This is a genomic window from Pseudonocardia humida (assembly GCF_023898865.1).
Classification (GTDB): domain Bacteria; phylum Actinomycetota; class Actinomycetes; order Mycobacteriales; family Pseudonocardiaceae; genus Pseudonocardia; species Pseudonocardia humida.
The window spans coordinates 57,642-72,014 of the sequence record NZ_JAGSOV010000065.1 but is presented as its reverse complement, the minus strand read 5'-3'; the positions used below and the strand labels follow the sequence as shown (position 1 = coordinate 72,014).

The following is a 14,373-nucleotide window of genomic DNA, read 5'->3' as shown; positions in this document are numbered from 1 at the left end:
CTGCGGGGGCGCGGCGTCCCGCGGGGCCCCGCCCCCCCCCGGCGGGCCTCGCAGGTGCTGTGATCCCTGCGAGGACCACGCTGCCTCTGCGAGGACGCCGATCCCTCAGTAGCCGTGGCGGAGGGCAGGCCAGGCCCGCGACCAGGAGGGCGGGGCCGCGCAGCGGGAGACGACGGTGCCGTCCTCGTCGTTGTCGACGCCGTCGGGGCTGCGGTGGGTCGCGACCGGGGCGCAGCCGGTGAAGCGCGCCGCGGCCTCGCCCACCACGAGGACCGGTCCGGTCGCGGTGTCGGGCGGCGGGCCCCAGTCGGCGTAGGACATGTGCCCGGAGTGGGCCGGCGGCAGCCCGCGCTCGGGGCCGTAGTGGTCGAGCGCGCCAGCCTGCCCGTAGTTGCTGGTGAACAGCACGGCCGACGCCCGTTCGTCCGCCGGCAGGGCGGACCATGCGGTGGCGACCGTGTCGGCGAGCTCCGGCCAACCGACCTGCTCCCCCGCCTCCTGGTTCATCGCCAGCACCGGCCCGAGCTGCGCCGCCGGTAGCACCGGCAACCCGACGACGGCCGACACCGCCACCCCGACCCCCGCGGCCACCGCCGCCCACGCCCGCCGGGCCGCGCCACCGGCCAGCCACCGCACGGTCGGTTCCGCACCGGCCGCGAGCAGCACGAACGCCGGCGGCACCACGTAGTAGGGCTTGCCGCCCAGCACCAGTGCGACCACGGCGACGACCGGGTACACCAGCACTGAGGCCCGCGCCCAGCGCAGCCCGGGCTCGCGCCACACCCGCCGCACCCCGGCGACCAGCGTGGGCACCAGCACCGGAGACAGGAACGCGACCTGCATCGGCACGAGCAGAACCCGGTTCTCCCCGCCGTCGGACTCGCTGATCCCGGAGGCCAGGTCGAGCTGCGGCCAGCCGTTGGCCGCCTGCCACACCAGCGAGGGCGCGGCCACCGCGAGCGCGGCCAGCACGCCGACGAGCAGCCAGCCGCTGCGCAGCACCCGGCGCGGCCCGACGATCGCCAGCGCCACCGCCCAGCCCGCGCAGAGCAGCAGCACCAGCCACTTGTTCTGCAGCCCGATCCCGGCCAGCAGCCCGGCCGGCACCCACCATCGCCCGTCGCCGGTGCGGGTGAGCCGCAGCAGCACCAGCGCCAGCGCCGTCCAGACCACGAGGTCGATCGACGTCGTCGAGACCATGTGGGTCACGACCAGCACGAACGTGCCCAGCGCCGTGGCCGCCGCGGCGAGCACCTGCGCCGCGCGGCCGCCGTCTGGTGGTCGCGGTCGGAGGTTCGTCTGGGGTATCGGGGGATCCGGCTTCTCGCTGGGCGTGCCGGCCGGCAGCCCTCGTACCTGGTCGTACTCGGGTTGTCCGCCGGTGCGTCCAGCGTGGAGCCGGGCAGCCGAGACCCCGGGCGAACCTCCGACCGGGCCCACCAGCTCGCGGGCGATGAGCGCGACGAGCAGCGCGGTGCCCACCCCGCAGAGGGTCGCGACCACCCGCAGGCCCATCGGGGTGGCCCCGAGCAGGTCGGTGGCCAGCCGGGTCAGCGCCGGGGTGAGCGGGGGCTGGTCGACGTAGCCCCAGTCCAGGCGCTGCCCGGCGACCAGGAAGTACAGCTCGTCGCGGTGGAAGCCGTAGCGCCCGGAGAACGCCGTCAGCACGGCGGCCTGCACCGCCAGCACGACGGCCACCGGTCCCCACGCCACCGCGGGCAGCCCCGACCCGGCCCTCGTCCGCTCGCGCGTGCTCATCAGCGCCCCCCGATCCCCGGGCCACAGCCATCCACAACGGACCGGGAACCGGCAAGCCCCCGGCGTCACATCGTCGAGTTTCGACACCCGGTAGAAGTTCGGTGGGGGGATCGGGCAGAGTGGGAGCGACACCCGCCCGTCCCGATCCGTGGAGCCGCACCGATGACAGCCCAGGACACCCCGACCACCCTGGCCGCCGCCCGCGCCGCCCGCCTGTTCCGCGCGGTCGCCGTCGCCGAGGCCTGCTCGTGGGCAGGCCTGCTGATCGGGATGCTGTTCAAGTACGTCGTGGTCGGCAACGAGATCGGCGTGCAGGTGTTCGGCCCGATCCACGGCGCGATGTTCGTGGCCTACCTCGTCGTCTCGGTGTGGGCGGCCCGCGCCCTGCGCTGGCCCACCTCGACGCTGGTCGTCGCGCTGCTGTGCAGCATCCCACCGCTGGCCACGCTGTGGTTCGAGCGCCGCGCCCGGCGGACCGGGCGGCTGGGGGCGGCCGTCGCGTGAGGCCGTGACGGCGTCGCACGGCGGGTCGGGGCCCACCCACCGGCCTACCGTGCGCGCCATGACCCGCGACGCCCCGGACGACCCCCGCTGCGGGCGCTGCTGACCGGGGAGCACGACCCGCGCGACGCGCTGGTCACCATCCGGACCGAGGCCGGTGGCCGCTCACCGCGATGGGAGTCGCCGTGCCGGTCAGGCGGTGGGGCGGGCGTCGTAGCGCAGCAGGACGTTGTCCGAGTCGCGCCGGGTGCGCGCCTCCAGCAGCCGCAGCGCCGCACCCACCGGCAGCGTCGGCGAACCGCCGCCCAGCACGACCGGCCCCACCATGAGGTACAGCTCGTCGACCAGGCCCGCGCGCAGCAGGTCGTGCCACATCGTCCGGCTGCCGAACACCAGGACGTCGCCGCCATCGCCCTCCTTCAGGGCCGCGACCTCCGCGTGCGCCTGCGCCCGCGACACGATCCGGGTGGTCCCCGCCCAGACGCCGGTGCCGGCCGGGGTGAGCCCGTCGGAGACGACGACCTTCTCGATCGCGCTGTTGCGCCGGGAGATCTCCCGCTCCACCGGGCGCTCGGCGGGGTCGGCGGCGACCGGCGGCCAGAACCGCAGGAAGCCCTGGAACGTGTTCCTCCCCAGCAGCAGGGTGCTCGCCGAGCGCAGCCGCTCGGCGTTGTGCTCGTCGAAGGTGTGGTCCATGGGCAGCACCATCACGTCGCCGCCCGGGCCCTCGCAGTAGCCGTCCAGCGAGGTGATGGCGGCGACGACCAGCTTGCGCATCGGGTTCTCCCGTCCTCTGCGTGCGCCTTCGGCACGCGTTCACGGGGACAGAGACGGCCCGCGCCGCGAATTCATCGCACCGCGGCGGATTCCCCCGGAAGTTCCGCGGGCAGCCCGGACGCGGCGCCGACGGCCGGGTCGATGAACCCGGCGATCTCCACGATCCGGCCCGCGCGCACGGCCAGCAGGTTGACCGCCCCCAGGCGGAACCGGCCGTCGTCGGGATCGCGCTGGTAGCAGGCGAAGGCGGGCTGTCCGTTGGCGCTGATCGGCACCAGCCGCCACGGCGTGGCGAAGACCCGCTCGGCGAAGAACCGCACGACGTCCTCCCGCCCGTCGAACCAGGCGGGCAACGGCGGCATCGTGAACCGGACGTCCTCGGCCAGCAGCTCCGCGATCGCCGCCACGTCGGCCCGCTCCCACGCCCCGACGAACGCCTCGACGAGCTCGCGACGGCCCTCGTCGCCGAGCGCGGCCAGCTCGACCCGCTGGCTCGGGCCCGGCACCCGCTCGTCGACGGCCTTGCGGGCGCGCTGCAGCGCGCTGTTCACCGAGGCCGGGGTGGTGTCGAGCATCCGGGCCACCTCCGCGGCCGGGAACTCCAGCACCTCGCGCAGGATCAGCACCGCGCGCTGGACGGCGGGCAGGTGCTGCAGCGCCGCGACGAACGCCAGCTCGACGCCCTCGCGGCGCAGGTAGCGGGCGTCCGGGCCGGGCTCGTCGGAGACCGGCTCGTCCATCCACGGCTCCATCCACACCGGGCCGGGCACGGGCGCGCCGAGGTCGGCGGTGGCGCGGCGCGGCGGCCCGTACGCGGGCGAGAGCAGCCGCCGCCTGCGCTCGGCCAGCCGCAGGCAGGCGTGGGTGAGGATCCGGTACAGCCAGGTGCGCAGGGAGCTGCGCCCCGCGAACCCGGCCAGCCCGCGCCACGCCCCGATCAGCGCCTCCTGCAGGGCGTCCTCGGCGTCCTGGCGGGAGCCGAGCATCCGGTAGCCGTGCGCGACCAGCTCGTCGCGGTAGGGCGCGACCAGCCGCGCGAAGGCGGCGTCGTCGCCGGTGCGGGCCCGCTCGAGCAGGTCGGCCTCGGCGCGGTCGTCCACCCCGCGACCCTAACCGGGAGAAACCCGGTTGCCCGCCGACGGGCGGTGGGGTCCACTGCGATCCGCCATCCGACGCCCCCGGGGAGGACGCCATGCCAGCTGCGCCCGTGTCCACGCATCCCTCCTCCCCCAAGGACCTGACACGGCATGGCATGTCTCAACCTCGGCATCCTGGCGCACGTCGACGCCGGTAAGACCAGCCTCACCGAGCGGCTGCTGCACGCCGCCGGCGTGGTCGACGAGCCGGGCAGCGTCGACCGCGGCAGCACCCGCACCGACACCCTCGAGCTCGAGCGTCGCCGCGGCATCACCATCAAGTCCGCGGTGGTGTCGTTCGCGGTGCACGGCGTCACCGTCAACCTCATCGACACCCCCGGCCACCCCGACTTCGTGGCCGAGGTCGAGCGCGTCCTGGGCGTGCTCGACGGCGCCGTCCTGGTGGTCTCGGCCGTCGAGGGCGTGCAGGCCCAGACCCGGGTGCTCATGCGCACCCTGCGCAGGCTGGGCATCCCCACGCTCGTCTTCGTCAACAAGATCGACCGGCGGGGCGCCGACGAGCCCGCCGTGCTGCGGGCCATGGCCCAGCGGCTCACCCCGGCGCTGGTGGCGATGGGCACCACGGCCGGCGCCGGCGACCGCGACGCCCGCTTCGTGCCGCACGACGGCGCGCGGCTTGCCGCCGAGCTCGTCCCCCGCCTCGCCGAGCACGACGACGAACTGCTCGCCGCGTTCGTCGACGACACCGCCGTGGCGCCGGAGCGGGCGCGCCGGGCGCTGGCCACCCAGACGGCGCGGACGTTGGTGCACCCGGTGTTCTTCGGCTCGGCGATCACCGGCGCCGGGGTGGACGAGCTGACCGAGGGCATCGCGACGCTCCTGCCGACCTCGGGCGGAGACCCCGACGGCCCGGTCTCGGGCACCGTGTTCAAGATCGAGCGCGGGGCGGCGGGCGAGCGGATCGCCTACGCCCGGCTGTTCTCCGGCACCGTCCGGGTCCGCGACCGGCTGCCCGCCGGCCGGGTCACCGCGATACGCGTGTTCGACGACGGCGAGGCCGTGCCGCGCGGCGCGCTCGGCGCCGGGCGCATCGGCACCCTGGTCGGGCTGCGCGACGTCCGCATCGGCGACCCGATCGGCGAACCCCCGCCCGGACCGCCCGGTCGCGGGCAGTTCGCGCCGCCCAGCCTGGAATCCGTCGTCGTACCCGACCGCCCCGGCGACCGCGGCGCCCTCTACGCCGCGCTGGCCCAGCTCGCCGAGCAGGACCCGCTGATCGACCTGCGCCAGGACGACCGCGACACCGAACCCGCGGTGTCGCTCTACGGCGAGGTCCAGAAGGAGGTCATCACCGCCACCCTCGCCGAGGAGTTCGGCATCCGCGTCACCTTCCGGGAGACGACGACGCTGTGCGTCGAGCGGGTCGTCGGCACCGGCGAGGCCGCCGAGGTCATCGACACCGGCGCCAACCCGTTCCTGGCCACCGTCGGGCTGCGGGTCGAGCCGGGCGAACCCGGCTCCGGGGTGCGGTTCGACCTGGAGGTCGAGCTCGGCTCGATGCCGCCCGCGTTCTTCACCGCCGTGCGCGACGGCGTGACCGCCACCCTGCGCCGCGGGCTGCGCGGCTGGCAGGTCGGCGACTGCGTCGTCACCATGACCCGCTCCGGCTACTGGGCCCGCCAGAGCCACTCCCACGGCACCTTCGACAAGTCGATGTCGAGCACCGCCACCGACTTCCGCAACCTGACCCCGCTCGTCCTGCGCCGGGCGCTGGCCGTCGCCGGGACCTCGGTGCACGAACCCGTGCACCGGTTCCGGCTGGAGATCCCGGCCGACGCGCTCATCGCGGTGCTCCCCGTGCTGGCCCGGCTGGACGGCGTGCCCGGCCCGCCCCGCGTCGAGGGCACCGGCTGCGTCGTGGACGGCGAGATCCCCGCGGCTCGGGTGCACGAACTGGAGCAGCGCCTGCCCGGGCTCACACGGGGGGAGGCGCTGCTGGACGCCGAGTTCGCCCGGTACCGGGAGGTGCGCGGGCGCCCGCCCACGCGGCCGTCCACGGCGACCGGACCGCTCGACGGCGACCCCCTCGACCCCGACGACTACCTCCGCCGCCTGCGCCAAGGCCCCGGCCTGCGCTGACCCCCACTCCCCCGCCGCGCCCCCGCCGCGCCCCTGCCCCGCCCTGCCCTGCCCTGCCTGCCCGGGGGTCAGGAAAGCCACCATCAGGACGCCAGGTGTACTGATGGTGGCTTTCCTGACACGAGCGGCGGGGTGGGCGGCGAGGCGGGGCGGGGCGGGGCGGGCAGCCGATGGCGTCGACCCGGCGCGGATGTGGCCTTCCTGAACCGGGGGGCGCGGAAACGGGTGGAGGGCGGGATCAGGAGAAGGCAGGGTGGTGGGGATGTCTGAGCCGTTGAGCGCCGCCGAGATCGAGCAGTTCGTCGCCGACGGGTTCGTCCGCCTGGAGGGGGCGTTCCCGGTCGCGCTGGCCGACGAGTGCCGCGCCCTGCTGTGGGAGCAGGTCCGCGCGGAGACCGGGGCCGACCCCGGCGACCCGAGCACCTGGACGCGGCCGGTCGTGCGGATCAACGGCCGGAGCGATCCGCCGTTCCAGGCCGCCGCCCGCACGCCCCGGCTGCACGCCGCGTTCGACCAGCTGGTCGGGCCGGGCGGGTGGCACCCCCGCGCGGGGCTGGGCACGTTCCCCATCCGCTTCCCGCACCCGGACGACCCGGGCGACGCGGGCTGGCACGTCGAGGGCAGCTTCGCCGACCCGGACGACCCCGCCCGCTTCCGGCTCAACCTGCGCTCGCGGGGCCGGGCGCTGCTGATGCTGTTCCTGTTCTCCGAGGTCGGCGAGGCGGACGCGCCGACCCGCGTACGGGTGGGCTCCCACCTCGACGTCGCGCCGCTGCTGGCTCCGCACGGCGATGCCGGCGCCGAGTTCTTCGCGTTCGCCGGCGAGGCCGTTCCGGCGACCGAGCACCGCCCGACGGCGCTGGCCACCGGCGCCCCCGGCGACGTCTACCTGGTGCACCCGTTCCTGGTGCACGCCGCCCAGCCGCACCGCGGCACGGCGCCCCGGTTCATGGCCCAGCCGCCGCTGCTCCCGACCGCCGAGCAGGACCTCGACGCCCCCACTCCGGTGGCCGAGGCGATCCGCCGGGGACTGGCCGCCACCTCCTCGTCCGCACCCTCCTCCGCGCCCTCCTGAGTTCAGGAAAAGCCACGTTCCCGCCCTCTGCGGGCAGCATCGTGGCTTTCCTGAACCGGGGGTGGGGCGCGGGGCGGGTGCGCAGGGGCGAGGGGCGACGGTGGTCAGGGGGTGAAGGCCTCGCGGAAGCGGTCGAGGGCGGTGTCGGGGTCACCAGACGCCCAGCCCTCCAGGCCGACCACCCCGGTGTAGCCGGCGCGCCGCAGCGCCCGGGCCACCGCCGGGTAGTGGATCTCCCCGGTGCCGGGTTCGCAGCGGCCGGGGACGTCGGCGACCTGGATCTCGCCGATGGCCGGGCCGGCCCGCTCGACCAGCGCCACCAGGTTCCCCTCGCCGATCTGGGCGTGGTAGAGGTCGAGGTTCATCCGCAGGTTGGGATGGTCGACGGCCTCCACCAGGGCGAGCGTGTCGGCGGCGCGGGCGAACGGCGTGCCGGGGTGGTCGAGGGCGGTGTTGAGGTTCTCCAGGGTGAAAACCCGCCCGGCGCGCTCGCCCAGCTCGGCCAGCCGGCCCAGGGTGCGGGCGGCGGTGAGCCACATCGCGGGGGTGGCGACCTCGCTCGGGCGCACCGGCAGGCCGCGGGCGTCGAGACCGGTGCCGTGCACGTTCAGCCGGGGGCAGTCGAGCCGCTCGGCCACCTCCAGCGCGTGCTCCGCGGTGCGCAGCAGCTCCGCGGCCCCGTCCTCGTCGGCCAGGGTGCCGGTGACGTAGCCGGTCATCGAGGAGAAGCGGGCTCCGGTGGCGACGAGCTCCTCGACGTCCTTGCTGGTCCAGTCCCAGATCTCGACCAGGAAGCCGCGCTCGGCGATCCGCCGCACGCGCTGCGCGAAGGGCAGGTCGAGGTAGACCATCTCGGCGCAGACGGCCAGCTGCATCAGCCGACCTCGGCCGTGCGGACGGGGCGGCCGGTGCGGACCGACTCGACGGCCGCGGCCGCGATCACCAGCGCGGCCCTGGCGTCCTCACCCCCGACGGGCACCGGACCGCCGCCCCGCACGGCGGCGACGAACGCGGCCAGCTCGGCGACGTAGGCCTCGCGCAGCAGCTCCTGGTCGCTGCGGGCGGTGGCGACCGCGCGGCCGTCGGCGCCGGAGAACACCATGCCGGTGCGCCTGCCGTCGCCCATGGTCGCCATGCCGCCGGAACCGAACACCTCGCCGCGCACGTCGTAGCCGTAGGCGGCCTCGAAGCAGGCCTCGGTGACGGCGGTGGCGCCGTTGTCGAAGCGGATCGTGACGACCGCGGTGTCGAGCAGGCCGCGGTCGCGCCAGGCCGGTTCGACGAGCGCGTCGGCGATGGCGTGCACCTCGACGGCCTCGGCGCCCGGGTTGAGGAACCGGACGGTGTCGAAGTCGTGGATCAGCGTCTCCAGGAAGATCGTGTTCGGCGGCACCCGGGACGGGTCGAAGCCGCCGGGGTCGCGGGTGAGCGAGCGCAGCAGCCGAGGCGTGCCGAGCAGGCCGGCGTCGAGGAGCTCGCGGGCGGCGACCCAGTCGGCGGCGAACCGCCGGTTGAACCCGACCTGCAGCAGCACACCCGCACCGGTCGCGGCCTTCGTGGCCCGCTCGGCCTCGGCCGGGGTGAGCGCCATCGGCTTCTCGCAGAAGACGTGCTTGCCCGCGGCCGCGGCCGCGACGACCAGGTCGGCGTGCAGCCGGGCGGGCGCGGCGATGACGACGGCGTCGACGCCGGGGTCGGCCAGCACGGGTGCCGGGTCGGTGCCCGCGGACCCGGCGCCCAGCGCGGCGGCGAGCCGCTCGGCCGCTCCCGGCTGCGGGTCGACGACGGCCACGAGCGCCGCTCCCGGCACCCGCCTGGCCAGCGTCTCCCCGTGGAACGACCCCATCCGGCCCGCACCGATCAACGCCACCCGCAGGTCACCCACGGCGCACCTCCCTCATCATCGACTAGAGCGCTCTAGCAGGATGCGCGCCGTCAGGCCAGCTGGTCAAGGCCTGGCCCTAGAGCGCTCTAGTGATAGGTTCCCGGCATGGCCGGCCCCCGACGCCCGACGCTGGAGGACGTGGCGGCCCGGGCGGGCGTGTCCCGCGCGCTCGTCTCGATCGTCATCCGCGACGCGCCCGGCGCGAGCCCGCGCACCCGCGAGCGCGTCCGGCGCGCCGCCGACGAGATCGGCTACCGGCCCGACGCGCGGGCCCGGCTGCTCAGCCGCGGGCGCAGCCGGCTGCTCGGCGTGGTGTTCGGCGTCCAGCACGCCTTCCACGGCGATCTCGTCGACGGGCTCTACCTCGCCGCCGAGCGGCTCGGCTACGACGTCGCGCTGTCCGCGGTCACCCCCCGCCGCGACGAGGAGCGCGCCGTCGCCGGGCTGCTGCAGGACCGCTGCGAGGCGCTGGTGCTGCTCGGGCCGGGCATGCCGACGTCGCGACTGGCCGCGCTGGCCGCGCAGCTGCCCGTCGTCGTGGTGGCCAGGGCGGTGCGGCACCGGGCGGTCGACGTCGTGCGCACCGCCGACGACGAGGGCCTGCGGCTGGCCGTCGAGCACCTGGTCGGGCTGGGGCACCGGCGCATCGCCCACGTCGACGGCGGGCGGGCGCCCGGGGCGGCCGAGCGCCGCCGGGGCTACGGCGCGGCGATGGCGGCGCACGGCCTGGACCCGCGGCTCGTCCCCGGCGGGCTCACCGAGGACGACGGGGCCGCGGCCGCGCGCGTCCTGCTGGCCGAGGGCCTGCCGGACGCGGTCACGGTGTTCAACGACCGCTGCGCCACCGGCCTGCTCGACGTCGTGCGGCGGGCCGGGGTGGACGTGCCGGGGCGGCTCGGCGTCGTCGGCTACGACGACAGCAGGCTGGCCCGGCTCTCGCACGTCGCGCTGACGACCGTGGCCCAGGACGCCGACCGGCTCACCGAGCTCGCGGTGACCCGCGCGGTGCAGCGCCTGGACGGCGAGCCCGTCGCCGAGCGCGAGCTGGTGGTCGCGCCGCGGCTGGTCGCCCGGTCGACCACGGCCCCCCGTTAGCCGGCGGCACCGGCGTCCGCCCGTCCCGGATCGGGGTTCAGCCCCGGTCGGGCAGCAGCAACCGGCCGAGCGCGTCGGCCAGCCAGTCGGCGAACTCCCCGCTCGACCACCCGCAGCCCGCGGTGAGCCTGCCGTGCACCACCGGGTCGAGCAGCGTCCAGACCGCGTCGACGGCCCGTTCCCGCTCGCCCCGCAGCCCTGCCCGCGTGCGTACGCCGTCGACCAGCCAGGCCGCCACGACCCGGCGCTGCGCGTCGATCTCGCGGGCCAGCGCGGCGATCTCCGGGTCGGCCGCGGCCGCGGTGGCCAGCACCGCCTGTACCGCCGCGACCCGGGCGGCGACCACAGCGATCTCGGCGGTCGCGGCGGCCAGGAAGTCCGCGGCGTCCGCGGCGGCGGCCGCGGCCAGGGCGGGCGGCCGGTCGAGGATCGCGACCGGCTCGTCGTCGCCGGCCCTGGCCACGTCCACGACGTGCTTGAGCAGGCCGCGCTTGGTGCCGAACGCCTGTTCCACGGTCGGCACCGACACGCCGGCCGCGGTGGCGACGGCGCGGATGGTGGTGCCCGCGTAGCCGCGGGCCACGAACAGCTCGTGGGCGGCGGCCAGCACGGCGGCCCGCGTGCGCCGGGCGCGTTCGGCGCGACCGGGCGAGTGGTACCGGCGCTTGCCCCCGCCGTCGCCCGGTGCCATGCTCACGCTATTCACTAGGGACGGACCATAGCCGAATCGAGGAGCCGTGGCGCCGACGCTCGCCCCCGGCAAGATCAGCTACCTGCAGCTCCCGGCCCTCGACGTCGAGGAGTCGGCGGCGTTCTACACGACGGTCTTCGGCTGGCGACTGCGCCGCAAGGAGTCCGGCACGGTCGCCTTCGACGACAGCGTCGGCGAGGTGAGCGGCCACTTCGAGACCGGGCTCCCGCCCGCCGACCGGCCGGGCCTGCTGGTGCACGTGCTGGTCGCCGACGTCGAGGCCACCCTCGACGTGGTCCGCGCGGCCGGTGGCCGGGTCGTCGAGCCCGCGCACGGCGAGCCGCCGGAGATCTACGCGCTGATCGCCGACCCGGCGGGCACCGTGCTGGGCGTCTTCTCCCAGGCCGACGGCTGACCGGGCGGCCGGGCATCCGCGGCCCGGACGGGGGATCAGCCCGTCGGCAGCGGCTGCACCCGGAAACCGAGCAGGCAGAACTCGTTGCCCTCGGGGTCGCTGAGCACGTGCCAGCCCTCGTCGCCGGTCTGCCCGATGTCGACCGGCTTCGCGCCCAGCTCCAGCAGCCGCTCGAGCTCGGCCGCCGGCTCGCGGTCGGTGGCGTTGACGTCGATGTGCAGCCGCAGCTTCTCCCGCTTGGGCCCGGCGCCCGCCCCGAACACGATGGTCGGCTGCCGCGCGTCCCCGGATCCGATCTCCACGCTCCCGTCGTCCTCCCGGTCGATGACGCGGTAGTCGAGCACCGCGCACCACCACCGGGCGAGGGCTTCGGGGTCGTGGGTGTCCAGGACGAGCTCGGTGATCCGGCAGGCCATGCGCGGACGGTAGCCGCGGCGCGGCAGGATGTCCGGTCGTGGAGCTGCCCGCCCTCGTCGAGGACACCGTCCGCACGCACCTCGACGAGCTCGACCGGGCCGTCCCCGGTCTGGTCGAGGGCCTGTACCTGACCGGGTCCGCGGCCATGGGCGACTTCCGCACCGGCCGCGGCCCGACCCGGTGGGCGCCCTCCGGCGCGGCGCGCAGCGACATCGACTTCGTCGCGCTCGTCGCGGCAGCACCGGACGACGCCGCGGTCGAGGCGCTGGCCGGGGTGCACCGCGGGCACGCCGCCGTGCGCGGCCGCCCGCCCGTGGACGGCCTCTACCTGACCCGGCACGACCTCGCGGGCGACCCGCTGGCCGCGACCGGCCTGGTCCAGGCGCACGGCGGCCGCGTCGACCGCGGCGGCACGGGCGATCCGGTGCGCTGGCAGGAGGTGGCCCAGCTGGCGGTGGCCGTGCGCGGGCCCGACCGCGCCGAGCTCGACGTCCGCACCGACCGCGCCCGGCTGGACGAGTGGCTGCGCGCCAACCTCGACGGCTACTGGCGGCGCTGGCACGCGGGCTGCTCGCGGTGGCTGTCGCCGGCAGGCGCCCTCTCCCTGACGCACTGGCTGCCGGTGTGGGGGGTGCTCGGCGTCGCCCGCATCCACCACACCCTGCACACCGGGCTGATCTGCTCGAAGAGCGACGCCGCCCGGTACGCACTGGAGACCTTCGACCGGCGCTGGCACCGCGTGCTCGACGAGTGCCTGCGGCTGCGCACCGCGGCGCCCGGGCGCCCGCGCTACGCGAGCCCGGTGGCCCGCCGCCGCGACGCGCTCGCCTTCGTGGCCGCGGTCATCGCGGCGGGGGCGGCGGGTCCGGGGCGGGCGTCCCGTCCGGCGCGGCGCGGCTGACCGTCTGCTCGATCAGCGCCAGGACGTGCGGGGGGCCAACCGTGCAGTGGCGGCAGCTATCGCATCGTCACGTCGCCGACCGACACAACACCGCTGGACAGCACGCCATAGCAGTGGCGCAATCAGCTATATAGCACTAAGCTCACTCGCAAGCAGCGAGCAGTCTTAATGCACTCTTAGCGATATCTCAACGGTCCGCACCACGGCGGGCCACGCGCGGGGCGCGGCCTGCGGTCGACGCCCCCTGAGGGGGTCTGTCTCTGATGGAAGTCGGATTGATCGGGATCGGGTTCGGGGGGTTCGTGCTGCTCGTGGTCCTGGCGGTGCTGGTCGGGATGATCAAGAGCCGATCGGTGGACCAGGCCTGGAACCACATCGCCGACGAGCGTCGGCGCAACGCCGAGGAGCGCGCACGCCTGAACGGCCTGCTGGCCACCGTCGACCACTGCCGGACGTGCCCGTACCGGCCGGACGCCCCGCTCGACTGACCGCAACCCGATCGACCGGGGCGGGGCGGGCGGGCACAGTCGGGGGGTGCCCGCCCACCCCGTCCCGGCCGATCACCCCGGCCGGGGCCCGGACGCCGGTTTCGTGCCCGGGCGGGAGCTGAGCGCCGCGTTCCACGCCGAGGTCGTGGGGCCGCTGCTCGTGGGCGTGCCCCACTCGGCCGCGCTGCTGGGCACCGGCTCGGACGTGCTCGGCTACGACACCCCGGTCTCCACCGACCACGGGTGGGGCCCGCGGATGCAGGTCTTCGTGGCGCGGGAGCGCGTCGACGACGTCCGGCGGGTGGTCGACGCCGGGCTGCCCGAGCGGTTCCGCGGGTGGCCGGTGCGCTTCGGCTGGGACTCCGTGCCCGTGCGCCACCACGTGCAGGTCGCCGCGCTGGACGACTGGCTGCGCGACCGGCTGGGCTTCGACCCGGCGGACGGCCCGACGACGGCCGACTGGCTCACCACCCCGCAGCAGGCGCTGCTGGAGGTCACGGCGGGAGCGGTCCACCTCGACCACGACGGCGGCCTGCGACGGGCCCGGGAGGCGCTGGCGTGGTTCCCGCCGCCGGTGCACCGCTGGCTGCTGGCCTGCCAGTGGACGCGCATCGCCCAGGAGGAGGCGTTCGTCGGGCGCACCGCCCAGGTCGGCGACGAGCTGGGCTCGCGGCTGGTGGCGGCCCGGCTGGCCCGCGAGCTGATGCGGCTGGCGTTCCTGCTGACCGGGCGCTACTGGCCCTACGCCAAGTGGTTCGGCACCGCGTTCGCGCGGCTGCCGGTCGCGGCCGCGCTCGGGCCCGCGCTCGTCCGGGTCCTGGCCGCCGCCGACCTCCCGGCGCGCGAGGCCGCGCTCGTCGAGGCGTACGGCGTCGTCGCCCGGGCGCACAACGCGGCCGGGCTGACCGAGCCGGTCGACACCGCGGTCCGGTCGTTCCACGGCCGCGGCTTCGCGGTGCTGGACGCGGGCCGGTTCGCCGCGGCCTGCCGGCGGGCGGTCGCCGACCCCCGGCTGCTGGAGCTGCCCCCGGTCGGGTCCGTCGACCAGTTCGCGGACGGCACCGACGTGCTCAGCGCGCCCGGCGTCGTCCGCCGCTTGCGGGCCGTCCACGACGGCTGACCCCGGCCGAGGGC

General features: G+C 76.1%; 15 protein-coding genes. 8 read left to right on the top strand and 7 right to left on the bottom strand.

Annotated features, from left to right (window positions below; genetic code table 11):
• Positions 1-105: 105 nt before the first annotated feature.
• The gene (locus KDL28_RS31010; RefSeq protein WP_252444281.1) at positions 106-1,758 is read right to left on the bottom strand and encodes an ArnT family glycosyltransferase; all 1,653 of its coding nucleotides are present in this window, start codon (positions 1,756-1,758) and stop codon (positions 106-108) included.
• Between the two features lie 162 nt (positions 1,759-1,920).
• Between KDL28_RS31010 and KDL28_RS31005 the strand changes: the two genes are divergently transcribed.
• On the top strand, positions 1,921-2,262 hold the full coding sequence (locus tag KDL28_RS31005; protein ID WP_252444280.1) for a DUF3817 domain-containing protein: 342 nt from the start codon (positions 1,921-1,923) through the stop codon (positions 2,260-2,262).
• A 189-nt stretch (positions 2,263-2,451) separates the two neighbouring features.
• On the opposite strand, the gene KDL28_RS31000 is transcribed toward KDL28_RS31005, so the two are convergent.
• Both KDL28_RS31000 and KDL28_RS30995 read right to left on the bottom strand, forming a co-directional pair.
• Positions 2,452-3,036 carry a dihydrofolate reductase family protein gene (locus KDL28_RS31000; protein ID WP_252444279.1) on the bottom strand — a complete coding sequence of 195 codons (585 nt, stop codon included), beginning with the start codon at positions 3,034-3,036 and terminating at the stop codon, positions 2,452-2,454.
• A gap of 71 nt (positions 3,037-3,107) precedes the next feature.
• Positions 3,108-4,136, bottom strand: a complete 1,029-nt coding sequence (locus KDL28_RS30995) for an RNA polymerase subunit sigma-70 (protein ID WP_252444278.1) — start codon at positions 4,134-4,136, stop codon at positions 3,108-3,110.
• 147 nt (positions 4,137-4,283) lie between these two features.
• Here KDL28_RS30995 and KDL28_RS30990 point away from each other — a divergent pair, with 147 nt between their 5' ends.
• On the top strand, positions 4,284-6,272 hold the full coding sequence (locus KDL28_RS30990) for an elongation factor G (RefSeq protein ID WP_252444277.1): 1,989 nt from the start codon (positions 4,284-4,286) through the stop codon (positions 6,270-6,272).
• A gap of 262 nt (positions 6,273-6,534) precedes the next feature.
• Positions 6,535-7,347, top strand: coding sequence for a phytanoyl-CoA dioxygenase family protein (locus KDL28_RS30985; protein ID WP_252444276.1), 813 nt, complete (start codon positions 6,535-6,537; stop codon positions 7,345-7,347).
• A gap of 104 nt (positions 7,348-7,451) precedes the next feature.
• On the opposite strand, the gene KDL28_RS30980 is transcribed toward KDL28_RS30985, so the two are convergent.
• Together KDL28_RS30980 and KDL28_RS30975 are read right to left on the bottom strand one after the other, a co-directional pair.
• Positions 7,452-8,222 carry a TIM barrel protein gene (locus tag KDL28_RS30980; RefSeq protein WP_252444275.1) on the bottom strand — a complete coding sequence of 257 codons (771 nt, stop codon included), beginning with the start codon at positions 8,220-8,222 and terminating at the stop codon, positions 7,452-7,454.
• Positions 8,222-9,232 (bottom strand): Gfo/Idh/MocA family oxidoreductase, encoded by a 1,011-nt coding sequence (locus KDL28_RS30975; RefSeq protein WP_252444274.1) that lies wholly within the window; start codon positions 9,230-9,232, stop codon positions 8,222-8,224. Before KDL28_RS30975 ends, KDL28_RS30980 begins: the two co-directional genes overlap by 1 nt.
• 105 nt (positions 9,233-9,337) lie before the next feature.
• On the opposite strand from KDL28_RS30975, the gene KDL28_RS30970 reads away from it, so the two are divergent.
• A complete protein-coding gene (locus KDL28_RS30970) occupies positions 9,338-10,327 on the top strand; it encodes a LacI family DNA-binding transcriptional regulator (RefSeq protein ID WP_252444273.1) in 990 nt (329 codons plus the stop codon).
• A 37-nt stretch (positions 10,328-10,364) separates the two neighbouring features.
• Here the strand turns inward: KDL28_RS30970 and KDL28_RS30965 are convergent, their stop codons facing one another.
• Complete coding sequence (locus KDL28_RS30965; RefSeq protein ID WP_252444285.1) at positions 10,365-11,018, bottom strand: helix-turn-helix domain-containing protein; 654 nt, start codon at positions 11,016-11,018, stop codon at positions 10,365-10,367.
• 46 nt (positions 11,019-11,064) lie between these two features.
• On the opposite strand from KDL28_RS30965, the gene KDL28_RS30960 reads away from it, so the two are divergent.
• Positions 11,065-11,433, top strand: coding sequence for a VOC family protein (locus tag KDL28_RS30960; RefSeq protein WP_252444272.1), 369 nt, complete (start codon positions 11,065-11,067; stop codon positions 11,431-11,433).
• 35 nt (positions 11,434-11,468) lie between these two features.
• Here the strand turns inward: KDL28_RS30960 and KDL28_RS30955 are convergent, their stop codons facing one another.
• Entirely contained in the window at positions 11,469-11,849 is a 381-nt protein-coding gene (locus KDL28_RS30955) for a VOC family protein (RefSeq protein WP_252444271.1), read from the bottom strand.
• A gap of 38 nt (positions 11,850-11,887) precedes the next feature.
• Here KDL28_RS30955 and KDL28_RS30950 point away from each other — a divergent pair, with 38 nt between their 5' ends.
• The 3 genes from KDL28_RS30950 (at position 11,888) to KDL28_RS30940 (ending at position 14,359) form a co-directional block, all read left to right on the top strand.
• Positions 11,888-12,751 (top strand): aminoglycoside adenylyltransferase domain-containing protein, encoded by an 864-nt coding sequence (locus KDL28_RS30950; protein WP_252444270.1) that lies wholly within the window; start codon positions 11,888-11,890, stop codon positions 12,749-12,751.
• Positions 12,752-13,014: 263 nt separating this feature from the next.
• The gene (locus KDL28_RS30945) at positions 13,015-13,239 is read left to right on the top strand and encodes a hypothetical protein (protein ID WP_252444269.1); all 225 of its coding nucleotides are present in this window, start codon (positions 13,015-13,017) and stop codon (positions 13,237-13,239) included.
• 46 nt (positions 13,240-13,285) lie between these two features.
• Positions 13,286-14,359, top strand: a complete 1,074-nt coding sequence (locus KDL28_RS30940) for a DUF4037 domain-containing protein (protein ID WP_252444268.1) — start codon at positions 13,286-13,288, stop codon at positions 14,357-14,359.
• Positions 14,360-14,373 lie beyond the last annotated feature (14 nt).

What these genes read in the sequence shown, in the direction of transcription:
- KDL28_RS31010 (WP_252444281.1), bottom strand. Translation starts at nt 1,758, where the DNA reads ATGAGCACGCGCGAGCGGACGAGGGCCGGGTCGGGGCTGCCCGCGGTG.
- KDL28_RS31005 (WP_252444280.1), top strand. Translation starts at nt 1,921, where the DNA reads ATGACAGCCCAGGACACCCCGACCACCCTGGCCGCCGCCCGCGCCGCC.
- KDL28_RS31000 (WP_252444279.1), bottom strand. Translation starts at nt 3,036, where the DNA reads ATGCGCAAGCTGGTCGTCGCCGCCATCACCTCGCTGGACGGCTACTGC.
- KDL28_RS30990 (WP_252444277.1), top strand. Translation starts at nt 4,284, where the DNA reads ATGGCATGTCTCAACCTCGGCATCCTGGCGCACGTCGACGCCGGTAAG.
- KDL28_RS30985 (WP_252444276.1), top strand. Translation starts at nt 6,535, where the DNA reads ATGTCTGAGCCGTTGAGCGCCGCCGAGATCGAGCAGTTCGTCGCCGAC.
- KDL28_RS30980 (WP_252444275.1), bottom strand. Translation starts at nt 8,222, where the DNA reads ATGCAGCTGGCCGTCTGCGCCGAGATGGTCTACCTCGACCTGCCCTTC.
- KDL28_RS30970 (WP_252444273.1), top strand. Translation starts at nt 9,338, where the DNA reads ATGGCCGGCCCCCGACGCCCGACGCTGGAGGACGTGGCGGCCCGGGCG.
- KDL28_RS30965 (WP_252444285.1), bottom strand. Translation starts at nt 11,018, where the DNA reads ATGGCACCGGGCGACGGCGGGGGCAAGCGCCGGTACCACTCGCCCGGT.
- KDL28_RS30955 (WP_252444271.1), bottom strand. Translation starts at nt 11,849, where the DNA reads ATGGCCTGCCGGATCACCGAGCTCGTCCTGGACACCCACGACCCCGAA.
- KDL28_RS30945 (WP_252444269.1), top strand. Translation starts at nt 13,015, where the DNA reads ATGGAAGTCGGATTGATCGGGATCGGGTTCGGGGGGTTCGTGCTGCTC.